Origin of the sequence: Streptomyces canarius, assembly GCF_014650735.1 — a bacterium.
Lineage (GTDB): Bacteria > Actinomycetota > Actinomycetes > Streptomycetales > Streptomycetaceae > Streptomyces > Streptomyces olivaceoviridis.
In genome coordinates this window covers 176,991-191,875 of the sequence record NZ_BMVN01000009.1, presented here as the reverse complement: position 1 = coordinate 191,875, position 14,885 = coordinate 176,991, and the positions used below count along the sequence as shown (strand labels likewise).

At 73.2% G+C, this 14,885-nt stretch carries 12 protein-coding genes; 6 read left to right on the top strand and 6 right to left on the bottom strand.

What is annotated here, in order from left to right:
- The first annotated feature begins 19 nt into the window (after positions 1-19).
- The gene (locus tag IE294_RS16020) at positions 20-2,734 is read left to right on the top strand and encodes a glycoside hydrolase family 2 protein (RefSeq protein WP_189886508.1); all 2,715 of its coding nucleotides are present in this window, start codon (positions 20-22) and stop codon (positions 2,732-2,734) included.
- A 60-nt stretch (positions 2,735-2,794) separates the two neighbouring features.
- Here IE294_RS16020 and IE294_RS16015 read toward each other — a convergent pair whose 3' ends face one another.
- The gene (locus IE294_RS16015) at positions 2,795-4,240 is read right to left on the bottom strand and encodes a hydrolase (RefSeq protein ID WP_189886506.1); all 1,446 of its coding nucleotides are present in this window, start codon (positions 4,238-4,240) and stop codon (positions 2,795-2,797) included.
- A gap of 228 nt (positions 4,241-4,468) precedes the next feature.
- Here IE294_RS16015 and IE294_RS16010 point away from each other — a divergent pair, with 228 nt between their 5' ends.
- On the top strand, positions 4,469-4,732 hold the full coding sequence (locus IE294_RS16010; RefSeq protein WP_189886504.1) for a GlsB/YeaQ/YmgE family stress response membrane protein: 264 nt from the start codon (positions 4,469-4,471) through the stop codon (positions 4,730-4,732).
- A 1-nt stretch (position 4,733) separates the two neighbouring features.
- Here IE294_RS16010 and IE294_RS16005 read toward each other — a convergent pair whose 3' ends face one another.
- Positions 4,734-5,510 (bottom strand): GNAT family N-acetyltransferase, encoded by a 777-nt coding sequence (locus IE294_RS16005; protein ID WP_189886502.1) that lies wholly within the window; start codon positions 5,508-5,510, stop codon positions 4,734-4,736.
- 73 nt (positions 5,511-5,583) lie between these two features.
- Positions 5,584-5,955 (bottom strand): MerR family transcriptional regulator, encoded by a 372-nt coding sequence (locus tag IE294_RS16000; protein WP_189886500.1) that lies wholly within the window; start codon positions 5,953-5,955, stop codon positions 5,584-5,586.
- A 59-nt stretch (positions 5,956-6,014) separates the two neighbouring features.
- Here IE294_RS16000 and IE294_RS15995 point away from each other — a divergent pair, with 59 nt between their 5' ends.
- Both IE294_RS15995 and IE294_RS15990 read left to right on the top strand, forming a co-directional pair.
- On the top strand, positions 6,015-7,301 hold the full coding sequence (locus IE294_RS15995) for an MFS transporter (protein WP_189886498.1): 1,287 nt from the start codon (positions 6,015-6,017) through the stop codon (positions 7,299-7,301).
- Positions 7,285-7,776: a nucleoside deaminase gene (locus IE294_RS15990; protein WP_189886497.1), complete on the top strand. Its 492-nt coding sequence runs from the start codon at positions 7,285-7,287 to the stop codon at positions 7,774-7,776. Before IE294_RS15995 ends, IE294_RS15990 begins: the two co-directional genes overlap by 17 nt.
- Positions 7,777-7,779: 3 nt before the next feature.
- Here the strand turns inward: IE294_RS15990 and IE294_RS15985 are convergent, their stop codons facing one another.
- On the bottom strand, positions 7,780-8,634 hold the full coding sequence (locus tag IE294_RS15985; RefSeq protein ID WP_189886495.1) for a GNAT family N-acetyltransferase: 855 nt from the start codon (positions 8,632-8,634) through the stop codon (positions 7,780-7,782).
- A 357-nt stretch (positions 8,635-8,991) separates the two neighbouring features.
- Positions 8,992-9,675 carry a chaplin gene (locus tag IE294_RS15980; protein WP_189886493.1) on the bottom strand — a complete coding sequence of 228 codons (684 nt, stop codon included), beginning with the start codon at positions 9,673-9,675 and terminating at the stop codon, positions 8,992-8,994.
- Between the two features lie 283 nt (positions 9,676-9,958).
- Here IE294_RS15980 and IE294_RS15975 point away from each other — a divergent pair, with 283 nt between their 5' ends.
- Both IE294_RS15975 and IE294_RS15970 read left to right on the top strand, forming a co-directional pair.
- Positions 9,959-11,563: an alpha/beta hydrolase gene (locus IE294_RS15975; RefSeq protein WP_189886491.1), complete on the top strand. Its 1,605-nt coding sequence runs from the start codon at positions 9,959-9,961 to the stop codon at positions 11,561-11,563.
- Between the two features lie 178 nt (positions 11,564-11,741).
- Positions 11,742-12,266, top strand: a complete 525-nt coding sequence (locus tag IE294_RS15970) for a DUF4232 domain-containing protein (RefSeq protein WP_189886489.1) — start codon at positions 11,742-11,744, stop codon at positions 12,264-12,266.
- A 4-nt stretch (positions 12,267-12,270) separates the two neighbouring features.
- Here IE294_RS15970 and asnB read toward each other — a convergent pair whose 3' ends face one another.
- Positions 12,271-14,112 carry an asparagine synthase (glutamine-hydrolyzing) gene (gene asnB / locus IE294_RS15965; RefSeq protein WP_189886486.1) on the bottom strand — a complete coding sequence of 614 codons (1,842 nt, stop codon included), beginning with the start codon at positions 14,110-14,112 and terminating at the stop codon, positions 12,271-12,273.
- Positions 14,113-14,885: the final 773 nt, after the last annotated feature.

The window sequence follows — 14,885 nt, the reverse complement described above, 5'->3', positions numbered from 1 at the left end:
TACGAGGCTGGAGACCGCCGTGTTCCCTCGCCCCGCCCGCCGGCTCCCCCTGACCGCCGCGCTCCTCGCCCTGGCCGGCTCCCTGGCCATCGGCGCCTGGGCCGGCCCCCGGGACACGGCGGAGTCCCGCCGGCCCGTCCGGATCACCCATGTCCCCTCCGCCGCCGGCACCAGCACCCCGCTGGCAGGCTACGCCGTCCAGTCCACGGCGAAGGTGGGCGACTCGGCGGCGGCCGTGTCCTCCCCCGGCTATCCGGCGCGGGACTGGTATCCGGCGGGCCCACGCTCCACGGTGCTGGCCGCGCTGCTGGCGAACGGCGTGTACGCCGACCCGTTCCACTCCACCGACCAGCAGAAGATCCCCCGGGCCGACTTCGAGGTGCCCTGGTGGTACCGCTCCGACTTCGCCGTCGGGGACACCCGGCAGCGCACCTCCCTCGACTTCAGCGGGGTCGTCTCGGCGGCGGACGTCTACGTGAACGGCCGGCAGGTGGCGAAGGCCGCCGAGGTGACCGGCGCCTACACCCACCACGAGCTCGACATCACCCCGCTGGTCAGGTCCGGCACCAACACGGTCGCCTTCCGCGTCCGGCCCAACGATCCGCTCAAGGACCTCACCATGGGCTGGATCGACTGGATCCAGCCGCCGCCCGACCAGAACATGGGAATCGTCCGGGACGTCCTGGTCCGCAGGGGCGGCCCGGTCGCGCTGCGCGACGCGCACGTGGTCACCGAGCTGGCGGTGCCGTCGCTCGCCACGGCCGACCTGACCGTCAAGGCCCGGGCCCGCAACGACACGGACGCGCCGGTCACGGCGGAGGTCGCCGGCAGCGTCGACGGGACCGGGTTCCGCACGACGGTGTCGCTCGCGGCACACGAGACGAAGACCGTCACCTTCTCCCCCGCCGACACCCCCGGCCTGCACCTCACCGACCCGAAGGTGTGGTGGCCGGCCGGCATGGGCGGGCAGCCGCTGTACGACCTCGACCTCACCGCCACCGTGGCCGGCACGACGTCGGACACCGCGCACGAGACCTTCGGCATCCGGGACGTGAAGGCCCCGCTGGACTCCGACGGCGCCCGGCAGTACCGGATCAACGGCCGCAAGCTGCTGATCAAGGGCGGCGGCTGGTCCCCCGACGAGTTCCTGCGCTGGGATCCCGCCTATGTCGAGGACCGCTTGAAGTACGCCCTGGACCTGGGCCTGAACACCCTCCGCCTGGAAGGCCACCTGGAACCGGACGAGTTCTTCGACCTGGCCGACCGCCACGGCGTGCTCACCCTGCCGGGCTGGGAGTGCTGCAACAAATGGGAGGGCCAGGTCAACGGCAGCGAGAAGGGCGACCGGTGGACCGATGCCGACTACCCGGTCGCCGGGGCGTCCATGGCCGCCGAGGCCGCGCGGCTGCGTGACCACCCGAGCGTCGTCTCCTTCCTGATCGGCAGTGACTTCGCCCCCGACGCGAAGATCGAGAAGACCTACCTGGACGCCCTGGAGTCCGCCGACTGGCCCACGCCCGTCGTCTCCTCCGCCTCCGACCGGTCCTCCCCGCGGCTGGGCAGCTCGGGCATGAAGATGACCGGCCCCTACGACTGGGTGCCACCCGGCTACTGGTACGCCAAGCGGGAGGGCGGGGCGACCGGGTTCAACTCCGAGACCAGCGCGGGTCCGAGCATCCCCACCCTCGACACCCTGCGCCGGATGATGACGCCCGCCGAACTCGACACCCTGTGGAAGGACCCGGACGCCAGGCAGTACCACCGTTCGCCGTCCCCCGTCTTCGGCACGCTGAAGATCTACGACGACGCCCTCGCCGGCCGCTACGGCGCCCCGACCGGTCTCACCGACTACGTCCGCAAGGCCCAGCTGGCCCAGTACGAGAACGTCCGCGCCCAGTTCGAGGCGTACGGACGCAACGCGACCGACCAGGACCGGCCCGCCACCGGGATGATCCACTGGATGTTCAACAGCGGCTGGACGTCCCTGCACTGGCAGCTCACCGACCGCTACCTCGACCAGAACGGCTCCTACTACGGCGCGAAGAAGGCGAACGAGCCGCTGCACATCCAGTACTCCTACGACGACCGCTCGGTCGTGGTGGTGAACAACCGGCCCGCCGCCGCCAAGGGCCTCACCGCGCGGGCCACGCTGTACGACCCCGACGGCACGCAGAAGTACGACAGGACCGTCACCGGCGTGGCGGTGGACGGGGGCGGGGCGCACGGCACACCGCTGACCCTGCCGTCCTCGGTGAGCGGGCTGTCGCAGACATATCTGCTCCGGCTGGTGCTGACGGACGCGCACGGCACGGAGGTGAGCCGGAACGTGTACTGGCTCTCCACCCGGCCCGACACCCTCGACTGGGACGGCACCACCTGGTACCACACGCCGACGACGAGCTACGCCGACATGAAGGGGCTCGCCTCGATGGCACCGGTCCCGGTGACGGCGACGGCGACGACGCGTTCGTCGGACGGCACCGCGACCACGACGGTGACCCTGCGCCACAGCGGAAGCGGCAAGACCCCCGCGCTGCTGACGGACGTGCACCTCGTGGACGGGCGCGGCAGGCCCGTGCTGCCGGTGCGCTGGTCGGACAACGAGGTGAGCCTGTGGCCGGGCGAGTCGGTGACGCTGACCGCCACCTACCGGACGGCCGACCTGCGCGGCTCGGCACCGGGTGTGCGGGTGTCCGGGTGGAACACGCCGGAGCGGACGGTGCCGGCGGCCTGACGCCACAGGGGGGTGGGCCTTCGCGGCCCACCCCCCTGTCCTGTCCCGGCTCAGCTCAGCTCAGCTCACGGTGAGCGCGGTGTCGTCGAGGACGAACGACGTCTGGAGCGTGGAGCCCTCGGTGCCGGTGAACTTGATCGTCACGGTCTGGCCGGCGTAGCTCGCGAGGTTGAAGCCGCGCTGGGTGTAGCCGCTCGCCGCGTTCAGGTTCGAGTAGGTCGCGAGGGTGGACAGCACCGTTCCGCTGCTGCTCAGCACCTGCGCCTTGAGGGTGTCGTAGGCCGTCGAGGTGGTCGTCTCGGCGGTGTCGACGTGGAGGTAGAAGCTCAGGGTGGCGCTCGTGCAGCCGGCGGGGATGGTCACCGACTGTGCGAGGGTGTCGGTGTGGGCGGAGCCGTAGCCGTTCAGCCAGGCCTTGTAGGAGCCGGCGCGGGCGGCCTCGCCGGTGTCGTTGGTGATCACACCGCTGGAGGCGGTCCAGGAGGTGGCGCCGGACTCGAAGCCGGGGTTGGCCAGGAGCTGGGCGGCCGTGCAGGTGCCGCCACCGCCACCGCCGCTGCTGCCGCTCGCGCCGGACAGCCACTCGGTGGCGTTGAGGGCGAGGGCCGCGTCGGTGGCGCTGGAGTCGTTCCAGCCGTCGTACAGGGTGTTGCCGGACTGGCCGGTGCCGTCGTCGATGGGTGAGCTGTCGCCCCAGAACGCGACCCGGCCGCTGCCGAAGGTGCTGGTGGCGAAGAAGGCGCCGGTGTTGCCGGAGTAACCGGTGCGGTAGAGCAGGCCCTTGACGGCCGCGTTGTCGGCCGGCTTGAGGGTGGCGGTCGTACCGCTGGCGATCAGGCTCTTGGTGACGGTGCCGAAGGAGCCGTGGAGCACCGGGTCGGTGCTGTCGCCGATCGCGGACGGGTGGTCGGAGCTGATGCTCAGGGAGTCGACGGAGAAGCCGAACGGGTCGGTGGAGTCGACGCTGTTGTTCGTCATCAGGTCGTTGAAGATCTCGACCGCGTCGTAGCCGTCGTTGTTGCGGTCGGCGCCGGTGTGGTCGGAGATCATGAACAGACCGCCGCCGTTCTTCACGAAGTTCATGATCGCCGTCTTCTCGGCGCTGGTGAACGGCGTGTTGGGTTCCGGCAGGACCAGCGTGTCGAAGTTCGACAGGTCGGTCGCGGACGTGCCGCCGTAGGCGAGGCTGGAGCCCGACGGCAGGGTCTTGAGGCTGTAGCCGCCGGTCTTCTGGAGCGCCACGCCCCAGGAGGACAGGGCGCCGGTCCAGTCCGTCTCGGCGGACGGGGTGGAGTCCTGGCCGAGCGGGTCGGGCTGGCTGGTGGAGATGATCCAGTCGGCGTTGCCGGCCGTCTCGGCGTGGGCGTTGTCGAACAGGACGCGGTGCGTGGTCGCCGCGTGGGCGGGGGCGCCGGTGCCGACCTGGAGGGCGGCTCCGGTGACCAACAGGCCCAGGCCGGCCAGGGCGGTGGTGAATATGCGGCGGGATCTTTCGGATCCGGGCATCCGTCGAACCTCCGTGAAGGGGTGGGGAAGAGGGCGGTGCGGGCGCCAAGTCTGCGCGCGTAGAACCCGCTTGAGGGTTCTACACGCGTCGAACGGTTGAAAGGTACATGGCATGAAGGGGCGGTGAACAGAGGCTTCCGCGGGCAACAGGAGCGGAGTGGCTCCGCTTACAGCGGGCACATGCCACATCAGCGGGGATCACCAACAAGAACTCAAGGAGGGGCGGCCATGGAGATCTCGGGCATCATCAGCGCCATCGTCATCGGCCTCGTCATCGGTGTGCTGGGGCGGCTGGTCGTCCCCGGACGGCAGCACATCGGGGCTCTGTGGACCATCGTCGTCGGCATCGTGGCCGCGCTGCTGGGCTCGGCGATCGCCGCCGGGCTGGGGGTCGCCGACACGAAGGGGCCCGACTGGATCGAGTGGCTCATCCAGATAGCCCTGGCGGCCGTCGGAGTGGCCGCGCTGGACCGGAGCCGGGCCCGTCGCTGAGTCAGTTCTCGTACACGTAGGGCGTCGTGGTGCTCAGCGCGTGGAAGCCGAGGCGGGCCAGGATCGGGCGGCTCATGGACAAGGCGTCGACGTAGACGTAGCGGTAGCCCTGGGCGGCGGCGACGCGGGCGCGGTGGGCGATCAGGGCGCGGTAGATGCCCCGGCCCCGCCAGGCCGCGACCGTGCCGCCGCCCCACAGCCCGGCGAACCGGGTGCCGGGCACCAGCTCCATCCGGGCGGCGGCGACGGGTTCGCCGTCGGCGAGGGCGACCACGGCGACGACCGTGCCGGGGTCGGCGGCCAGGCGGGCGAGCAACTGGTGCCGCAGGCCGCCGCCGTCGGTCCCGAAGACCCTCTCGTGCACGTCCACGACGAGGTCGACGCCGGCCGGATCGCCGGCCTCGACGAAACGGACGCCGGCCGGCGGTGCGGTGTCCAGCGGCAGCCCGGCCACCTCGGCCACCATGAGCGTCTCGGCGGGCTCGGCCCGGAATCCGGCGGCGAGCAGCCGGTCGCCGAGCTCGGCCGGCTCGTCGTGGCCGTAGAGCTTCCACTCGAAGTCCAGACCCAGGCCGCCGAAGTAGGCGATCTGCTCGCGGACGGTCCGGTCCACGTCCGCCGCGCCCAGGCCGGACCAGAGCACGCCGTTCCAGCCGTGCGCGTCCGCGACCTGGCGCACCACCCCGTCGGCCCGCTCGATCCGGGCCCCGGGTCCGTCGGGCCGGGCACCCTCGCGCAGGTCCCGGTCGTACACAGCGAGCACTGAGGCATGATCCATGTCCCCACTTCAGCACGCCGACCGGGCAGACACAAAGGATTTACCGGGCAGACCCGGAAGATGTGGCAGGAAGTCAGCGGCCGTCCGGCCGTACCGCCGCCAGGTAGGCGGTGAGGCGGTCGCGGTTGCGGGCCAGGCAGTCGATGCGGGCCTGGATGCGGTCGATGTGCCCCTGGAGCAGGGCGGCCGTCTCCGCCGGCACGTCCTCGGGAGCCGGCACGAGGTGATCCGGACCGCAGAGGTACGGCAGGATCACGCGGATCATCCCGGTGGTCAGACCGGAGTCCAGCAGGCCGCGGATCTGCCCCACCCGCGCGACCGCCGACTCGGGATAGCTGCGGTAGCCGTTGCCGGTGCGTTCCGGGTGGAGCAGGTGCTGTTCCTCGTAGTACCGCAGCAGCCGGGTGGGGACGCCCGTACGGCGGGACAGCTCACCGATCCGCATGCCGGCCTCCGGACTGACGCTTGACCTTCACACTGATGTGAGGCTTCGACCATGGTCGCATGACCCTGTCCTCCCAGGTCAAGGGCGGTCGCTTGCCGTGGTCGGGGCTGCTCGCCCTGTCCTGCGCCGCGTTCACCGCCGTACTGACCGAACTCCTCCCGGCGGGCCTGCTGCCCGCGATGGCGCCCCCGCTGGGGGTGGCCGAGTCCCGGATCGGCTTCCTCGTCACCGCGTACGCCGCCGCCTCGTTCGTGGCCGCGATCCCGGTGACCGCGGCCCTGCGGGGACTCCCCCGGCGGCCGGTGCTCTGCGGCACGCTGCTGGGGTTCGCCGTCAGCGACGCCCTGGTCGCGCTGTCGTCGTCGTACCCGCTCACCGTCGCGGCCCGGCTGCTGGCCGGGGCGATGGGCGGCACGCTGTGGGCGATGCTCGCCGGGTACGCGGCCCGGATGGTGCCGGCCGAGCGGCGCGGCCGGGCCATCGCGGTGGTGCTGGCCGGGATCACACTGGCCCTGGCGCTGGGCGTGCCCGCCGGTACCACGCTGGCCGGAGCGATCGGCTGGCGGTCCGCGTTCGGGGCGCTCGCCGTACTCGCCGTGCTGCTCGTGGGCTGGGTACGGCTGCGGGTGCCGGGCTTCCCGGGCGAACCGCCGCACGCGCGCGTGCCCCTGGTCCGGGTCGCCGTACGCCCCGGGATCCGCCCGGTGCTGTCCGTGACGCTGTTCCTGCTGCTGGGGCACCAGGTGATGTACACGTACCTCGGCCCGTTCGCCGCGCACGCGGGGTACGGCCGTACGGGCGTGCTGCTCGCGGCGTTCGGGTCCGCGACGGTGGCCGGCATCTGGCTCACCGGCGTGCTGGCCGACCGAAGGCCACGCCCCACCCTGCTCATGGCGCTCGCCCTGGTCGCCGCCGTGCCGCCGGCGCTGGGCCTGGGCGCCCGGGTGCCCGGGCTGCTGGTCGGCGCGGTGGCGCTGTGGGGCGTGGCCTTCGGCGGGGCGCCCACGCTGATCCAGACCGCGCTGGTCGACGCGTCGGGGCCGGCCGACGCCGATGTGGCGACCTCGTTGCAGACCACGGTGTACAACGCGGGCATCGCCGCCGGTTCGCTCACCGGCGGTCTGGCGCTGGACGCCGCGGGCGCCGGGGCGCTGCCCTGGACCGCGCTGCCGCCGGTCCTGCTGGCGCTCGCGACGGTCGCGGCCGGGCGCCGGTACGCCTTCCCGGCGCGGCGACCGGCTGTTGCCGCTGGGGCAAACGCGCTGGCCGGGTCGGCCGCGGTGGTCGTAGCCTGCCCTGCCGGAGATCATGCCGTGAGGAGGCGGGCCGATGGTACGGGACAGTGAGCTGCGGTATCTGCGCCGCTGTGTGGAGCTGGCGACAGAGGCGCTGGACGCCGGGGACGAGCCCTTCGGGTCGGTGCTCGTGGCCGGGGACGGGACGGTGCTGGCGGAGGACCGCAACCGGGTGGCGGACGGGGACCGCACCCGGCATCCCGAGTTGGAGCTGGCCCGCTGGTCGGCCGCGCACCTGACGCCCGAGGAGCGTGCCGCGGCGACCGTCTACACCTCCGGCGAGCACTGCCCGATGTGCGCGGCGGCGCACGCCTGGGTGGGGCTCGGCCGGATCGTGTACATCGTCTCCTCCGTCCAGCTCTCCGCCCTGCTGGCCGAGTTGGGCGTGCCCGCGCCCCCGGTGCGCACGCTGCCCGTGCGGGACATCGCGCCGGACGTGGCCGTGGAGGGACCGGTGCCCGAACTGGTGGACGAGGTACGGCAGTTGCACCGCCGCCACCGCGCCAGGAGCTTCGAGGGCGCCTGAGGCTCAGCCGAGTTCGAGGGTGGTGACGCCGAACACCCGCTCCCGGGCGTACGCGCGCACCGGTCCCGTGTACATGCGGGCGGTCTCGAACGAGGGGCGCAGGCCCGCCGCTTCGGCGAGGGCGACGCCGGCCGCGTTCGGCTCGGGGACGTCGATCGCCACCTCGCTGCCGGCCGCCTCGGCGGTGAGGGCGGCGAACAGGGCGCGGGCGTCGTCGGCGGTGTCCGCGAAGAGGGGGCCGATGCGCAGGGTGTCGTGGCCGGGGCGGAGCACGCCGTAGCCGGTCGGGCGGCCCTCCCTCTCACGCAGGACGGCACGGTGGCCGGGTGTGCGGAGCCACTCGGCGAGGAAGCGGGGCCGGTCGGCGGGGTGGCAGGTGCTGTCGTAGGCGGTCAGCGCGGCCAGGTCGGCGGGCCCGGCCGGGCGGACGCCGGTGGGCGTGCCGCCGTCGGGGGCGATGCCGGTGAAGCGGATGGTGCGGTGGGCCGAACGGAAGCCGGACTGGCGGTAGTTGCCCTGCTGGGCGACGACCCCGTCCAGGCCGACCGTCCGGTTCCCGGCGTGTGCCAGCGCGGTCTTCCACGTGGTGAGCCCGTGTCCCTGGCCGCGCAGGTCGGGGCGGACCAGGTAGCAGCCGAGGAAGGCGTAGTCGGGGCCGTGGTTGACGACGGAGATGGCCGACACCGGCTCCCCGTCGATCCGGCCGAGGAAGAACCCCTCGGGGTCCTGCGCGAAGAACGCGGGCCCGTCGGACAGCCCGGGATTCCAGCCCTCCGCAGCCGCCCACCCGCTGATCACCGGCCAGTCGTCGAGGGTGGCCCGTGTGACGACGAGGTCGTGGGGGGTCGCCGAGGTCATCGATGCGCTCCGTTTCCGTCGGGTGGGGCTGCCGGTACGGCACGGCCGTCCGCCGGCCGCCCGCAGCATCCTTCCGAATCGAGGGAGGCCGCGCCATGGGGAGATCGGACGATACGGCTGGACTCCGTCTACCGGGCTGGGCAGTTGGAGACGCTTGGATACGGCGATACATGGTGGGAGGGCACGGGGATCGGCCGGATCGGCTTCGCGGTGCCGTCGGCCGCTCCGCGGGGCGGTACGGCGTCGGTGGGGGGGCACGGGCCCGCACCCAACGTCTGCCGCAGCCTTCACCGCACCCCTCGCGGGAGCGCACGGCCCCGCCGGGCCGGGGTCCGGTGGGGCCGTGTGCGGGGTGGGTCAGTGGGGGCGGCCGGGGCGGAAGCGGCGGTACAGGACCGCGCCCGTGAGGAGGAGCGCGGCGCTGCCGGCGACGGCCGGGGCCGTCACGTCCGCTCCCGTGTGGGCCAGCGTGGAGGTCGTCGGGTGCGGAACGGGGTGCGACCGGACGGGGGCCGGCGGCTTCGGGGCCCGGTGCGTCGGGGCCGGGGTCCGCGGGGGCCGGGTCGGTTCGTCGCCGGGGCCGTTGACCGACTGGTTGCCGTGCGCCGGGTTGCCGATGCCGACGACGTCGACGCTGTTCCCGCTGACGTTGACCGGCAGGTCGACGGGGAGCTGGATGCCGTTGCCCGAGAGCACCCCGGGCGAGTCCTCGGCGGCGCCGTGGGCGGACGCCCCGCCGGACGTGGCCGACGCCCCGCCCTTCCCCGTGCCGCCGCTCTTCGCTCCGCCGGTGTTCGCGCACGCGTTGCCCGCGGCCGGATTGAGCAGCCCCACGACGTCCACCGTGTTGCCGCAGACGTTCACCGGCACGTGCACCGGCAGCTGGATGCCGTTGCCGGAGACCAGCCCGGGCGAACCGGCCGCCGAGCCGTGGGCGTCGGACCCGCCCGCCGCGAAGGCGGTGGACACCGGCAGCGCCACGGCCATCGCGCCGGACGCGGCGGCGACGGCGATCACACCGTTTCGGGTAGCCCGTCTCATAGGTTCCCTGCCTTCCAGACATCATCGCGAGTACTCACCCGCACCACCTAAAACGGAGTCCACCCGATCGGAGTTATGGCTGATCGGCCTTTCACCCCATCGAGCGGCACGGTTATCGAACTGCGTGTAAAGCCGCTGAAGATCACCAACGGGGCACGGAGGGCGGGCACGGTACACCGCCGGCAGCCGCCCCGCTCGCCCGGAGGCGGGCCGTCCGGGGCCCGCTTAACCTGATCCGAGGGCGCCGACCCCGGTCCGCGGCGGGCGCCCCGGGAGGCGAACGATGCTGGCCAAGCTGTCCACACGGCCCGCCGTCCGGCGCTGCGCGGGTGCCTCGGCCCTCGCCCTCGCGCTGCTCGGTGCCGGGCTGCCCGCGGCTGCCTCCGACCAGCCGCAGCCCGACCTGTCCCGGTTCTACCGGCAGAAGCTCACCTGGGCCCCCTGTCGGGGGACGGCCATGCCGAAGGACCTCCAGTGCGCGAAGGTCACCGTCCCGCTCGACTACGCGCGACCACGCGCCGGCACGCTCGACGTGGCGCTGGCCCGCTACCGCGCCGGCGGGACGTCCCAGGGCTCGCTGCTGCTGAACTTCGGCGGTCCGGGCGCCGCCGGCATCCCCTCTCTGGCCTCCGAGGGCAAGCAGTTCATGGACCTGACCAAGGGCTATGACCTGGTCACCTTCGACCCGCGCGGGGTCGGCCGGTCCTCCCCCGTCAGCTGCGGCGACGGGAGCGGCGATGCCTCGGCCGTGACCGGGAAGGACACCGACATCAGCCGTCCGCGGACGCTGCTCAACCGGTTGCGGCAGGCCGCCGACCAGTGCGCCCGGTTCTCCGGCCCGGTGCTGCCGCACATCGGCACCGTGAACGCCTCCCGCGACCTGGACGTCATCCGCCAGGCGCTCGGCGACGGCCGGCTCAACTACCTCGGCTTCTCGTACGGCAGCCGGCTCGGCGCGGTGTACGCGGCGCAGTTCCCCGGCAAGGTCGGCCGGGTCGTGCTGGACGGCGTGGACACGCTGACCGAGTCGCTGGCCGAGCAGGGGGTGGCGGGGGCCGAGGGGCAGCAGACGGCGCTGGACGACTTCCTGGACTGGTGTACGACGGACCTCGGCTGTCCGTTCGGGCAGGACCGGCGCAGGGCCGGGGACCAGGTGATCCGGCTGGTGCGCTCGCTCGACGAGAACCCGGTGCCCACGGACTTCGGCGGATCGTTCTCCGGCCAGGACCTGGTGGGCGCCATCGGGCAGGCCCTGTACAGCAGGGAGCTGTGGCCCTCGCTGGAGCGGGCGCTGGCCTCGCTGATCGACGACGGCGACACCCGGGGCGTCCTGGCCTTCGCCACGGGCGGCATCGGCCTGCCCCACGAGCGGCACCGGACGGACGGCGGGCTGGCCGACGCCCAGGACGTCCCGGCGGACAACCTGCCGGCGGCGCTGATGGCGATCAACTGCGCGGACGACCCCGACCGGCCCACCGCGGCACGGCTCACCGAGGACCTGAGGGACCTGCGGGCCGCCTACGACCAGGCCTCGCCGGTCTTCGGCCGCTACCGGCTCACCCAACTGCTGCTGTGCTACGGCCGGCCCCAGGGCACCGACTTCATCCGCGACCGGGTGAAGGACGTGCGCTCGGCGAAGATGCTGCTCGTCGGCACGCGCGGCGATCCGGCGACGCCGTACCGGTGGACCGTGGAGACGGCGGACCGGCTCGGCCCGTCGGCGGTGGTGCTCGACAACAGGGGTGAGGGCCACACCGGGTACTCGTCCTCCCTGTGCGTGCACCGCAAGGTCAACGACTTCCTGCTGTACGGCTCGCTGCCCGCGAGCGGCAGCTCCTGCCCGGCCGACGCGAGCCGCCAGAGTGTCACCTCGGACAGCACCGGCTGAGGGCCGCACACCACCGGCCGCCGGTCCCGCCCGCGCCGGCCCGCACCGGATGTGGCGCATCCGGGTGAATGCCGCGCACCGGGGCAACCTCCCGGCCGCGCCGGCCGTCCCACTCGACAAGGCGCGCCCAGGCCGCCGTATCCCCCATCCCGTACGTGACCGCGACAGGGAGCCCGTCATGCGCATGCGCGCCGTCATCGCCGTACCCGCCGCTTCGGCCGCCGTGGCGGCCCTGCTGCTGACCGCCCCGCAGAGCCAGGCAGCCCCCGGCCGGGACCGGCCCGCCCGCTGCGCCGAGAAGGCGCTGACGATCCGGGCGAAGGCCGTGACCGGCCACCCGACCGTGCTGCGCGCCAGCGTCACCAACCGCGGCACACGCGCGTGTGCCGTCGACCGGGTGCCCACGGTGACCTTCGGGGACCTGGACGGGATCGCGTTGCCGGTGCCGGAGGGCGGCGCGGGCGGCTACCGGCTCGCGGCGGGCGGCACGGCCTACGCCGACGTGCGGACCATCGCCGACCCGGCGGACCCGGAGGCCCGCCGGGTGGTGGGGGTCGGGGTGGCGGCGTCGGCCGCGCACGGGGGCCGCTCCTTCACCGCGGGGCGGCTCGGCACCGGGCGCCGGGTGCTCGTCTGGGAGCCGGTGACCACCTGGTGGCAGCGGTCGGCGGAGGCCGCCGACCGCGCCATCGGGCTCGGCTGACCGATCAGTCGAGCACCAGCTCGGGCGAGTAGAGGTCCAGCCACTGCGCGAGGTCCAGGGTGCGTTCCAGGCCGCGCCGGGCCGCCTGGGTGGAGACCGGCGCCTCGCGTTCGGCGGCCTGCCGGACCCGGTCCCGGTCGACGAGGTCGAAGACGGGGTGGGAGGGCCGGCCGAGCAGCTCCTTGGTCTGCTCCTGGAGGGCGCGGGCGTACCGGGGGTCCTGCGTGGACGGGTACGGGCTCTTGACGCGCTCGTACACCGAACGCGGCAGGACGTCCGCCGCCGCCTCCCGGAGCAGGCTCTTCTCCCGGCCGTCGAAGGACTTCAGGGCCCAGGGCGCGTTGTAGACGTACTCGACCAGCCGGTGGTCGCAGAACGGCACCCGGACCTCCAGCCCGACGGCCATGCTCATACGGTCCTTGCGGTCGAGCAGCATGCGCACGAAGCGGGTCAGGTGCAGGTGGCTGATCTGCCGCATCCGGAACTCGAAGTCGCTCTCGCCGTCCAGCCGGTCGATACCGGCGACGGCGGTGCGGTAGCCGTCGGCGACATAGCTCTCCAGGTCCAGGGACTTGACGAGGTCGGCGCGGACCACGCCGGCGTCCTCGCCGAAGTGGCGGCCCATGGTCGTCAGCCACGGGAAGGTGTCGGCGCGGCGCGCCTCCTCGTCGAAGAACTGGAGGTAGCCGCCGAAGACCTCGTCGGCGGACTCGCCGGACAGGGCCACCGTGGACTTCTCCCGGATGGCGCGGAAGAGCAGCAGCAGGGAGCTGTCCATGTCGCCGAGGCCGGACGGCAGGTCGCGGGCCCGGATGACCTGGGCGCGCACGGCGGGGTCGGCGAGGGCGTCGGCGTCGAGGACGATGTCCTGGTGGTCGGTGCCGGCGAGCCGGGCCACGTCGTGCACGAAGGGCGTGTCGGGGGTGCCGCGCAGTTCGTCGGCGACGAAGTTGTCGGTCTGGCCGACGAAGTCGACGGCGAAGCTGCGCACCTTCTCGCCCTGCGCGGCGAGTTGCCGGGCGGCCAGCGCGGTCATGGCGGAGGAGTCGAGCCCGCCGGAGAGCAGGGTGCAGCGCGGCACGTCGGCGACCAGCTGGCGGCGCACGATGTCGTCGAGGAGCGAGCGCACGGTGGCGATGGTGGTGTCGCGGTCGTCGGTGTGCGGGCGGGTCTCCAGGCGCCAGTACACGCGGGTGGACAGGCCGGAGCGGTCGACGGTGACGACCGTGCCGGGCTCCACCTCGCGCATGCCGTCCCAGAAGGCGTGGCCCGGCGTCTTGACCATGACGAACAGCTCGCGCAGGCCGTCCAGCGTGACGCGGGGCCGGACCAGCGGGTTGGCGAGGATCGCCTTGGGTTCGGAGCCGAAGAGGACGCCGTCGGCGGTGGGCTGGTAGTAGAACGGCTTGATGCCCATGCGGTCGCGGATCATGACCAGCTTGTCGTGGCGGCCGTCCCACACGGCGAACGCGTACATGCCGTTGAGCCGTTCGGCGACGGCGTCGCCCCACTCCAGGTAGCCGTGCAGCACGACCTCGGTGTCGGAGTCGGTGGTGAACCGGTGGCCGCGGTCCGCGAGTTCCCGGCGCAGCTCGGTGAAGTTGTAGGTCTCCCCGGAGTAGACGAGGGCGACGGTTCCCTCGGGGGTCGGCAGGGACATCGGCTGACGGCCGCCCGGCAGGTCGATGATGGCGAGCCGGCGGTGTCCCAGGGCGGCGGGGCCCTCGGTCCAGGTGCCGCGGTCGTCCGGGCCCCGGCAGGCCATCGTCTCGGTCATCGCATGCAAAGTGGTGGCCTCGGCCGCGAGGTCACGGTCGAAGGAGACCCATCCGGTGATGCCGCACATGCGCTACCTCCTGCCTCCGGCTGCCCGTCGGTCCCGCGTTCACCTGCGCTTTCGCGGTCGCGGGGGAATCGGCCGGCAAACCAGTTGTATCGAGCACCTACATAACGAGCGTCCGTCAGGCGGTCCGCCGAGTCAACGCGGCCGTAACACGGCACGGACGTCCGCCCCACGGTTTCAGCCGCGTTTCAGCCGCGTTTTGCCTCAGCGAAATCCGTGGACAGGCCCGCCACCGGGCGTGGGGCGACATGAACCGGCCACAGGCAAAAACTTCCTCAAGCAGTCCGAGCGGTACGCCCCGCCACGGCTTCGCGGTCAGAAACAAGTCCGGCGCCCCGGTCGGTTCGGCCGACTGCTCCACCGGCAGTCCGCGGCCCGCGTCCAGGACGCGGACGACCGCGTCGGGGCAGGCCGGCCCAGGACGTCGAAGGCCCGCATCGCGCCGCAGGGCGTCAGGCCGATCTCGCGCGGGGTGCGCGAGGGCCACGGTCCGCGCGACCATCCCGCCCGTCGAGTGGCCGACCGGCGCACACCGCTCAACGCCGAGGTGATCGAGGAGCGCCACGACGCCCCGCGCCGGTTCGGCGGCGGTCCGCGCCCCGGCGCCCGCGCTCGTGGCCCAGGCGGGTGCGGCACAGTCCGGTTACCGGCGAGTACGGCAACCGGCCACCGGGGCGCCTCACCGCCGTCCGCCGGGAACGGCGGCGGCGGTCAGCACGGGCGCCGAAGCCCGGATTACCCCGAATGCCGTAATGGTGAATCCGCCCTATCGTCGT

What these genes read in the sequence shown, in the direction of transcription:
- IE294_RS15980 (WP_189886493.1), bottom strand. Translation starts at nt 9,675, where the DNA reads ATGAGACGGGCTACCCGAAACGGTGTGATCGCCGTCGCCGCCGCGTCC.
- IE294_RS16015 (WP_189886506.1), bottom strand. Translation starts at nt 4,240, where the DNA reads ATGCCCGGATCCGAAAGATCCCGCCGCATATTCACCACCGCCCTGGCC.
- IE294_RS15995 (WP_189886498.1), top strand. Translation starts at nt 6,015, where the DNA reads ATGACCCTGTCCTCCCAGGTCAAGGGCGGTCGCTTGCCGTGGTCGGGG.
- IE294_RS15975 (WP_189886491.1), top strand. Translation starts at nt 9,959, where the DNA reads ATGCTGGCCAAGCTGTCCACACGGCCCGCCGTCCGGCGCTGCGCGGGT.
- IE294_RS15985 (WP_189886495.1), bottom strand. Translation starts at nt 8,634, where the DNA reads ATGACCTCGGCGACCCCCCACGACCTCGTCGTCACACGGGCCACCCTC.
- IE294_RS15970 (WP_189886489.1), top strand. Translation starts at nt 11,742, where the DNA reads ATGCGCATGCGCGCCGTCATCGCCGTACCCGCCGCTTCGGCCGCCGTG.
- IE294_RS16000 (WP_189886500.1), bottom strand. Translation starts at nt 5,955, where the DNA reads ATGCGGATCGGTGAGCTGTCCCGCCGTACGGGCGTCCCCACCCGGCTG.
- IE294_RS16005 (WP_189886502.1), bottom strand. Translation starts at nt 5,510, where the DNA reads ATGGATCATGCCTCAGTGCTCGCTGTGTACGACCGGGACCTGCGCGAG.
- IE294_RS16010 (WP_189886504.1), top strand. Translation starts at nt 4,469, where the DNA reads ATGGAGATCTCGGGCATCATCAGCGCCATCGTCATCGGCCTCGTCATC.
- IE294_RS15990 (WP_189886497.1), top strand. Translation starts at nt 7,285, where the DNA reads ATGGTACGGGACAGTGAGCTGCGGTATCTGCGCCGCTGTGTGGAGCTG.
- asnB (WP_189886486.1), bottom strand. Translation starts at nt 14,112, where the DNA reads ATGTGCGGCATCACCGGATGGGTCTCCTTCGACCGTGACCTCGCGGCC.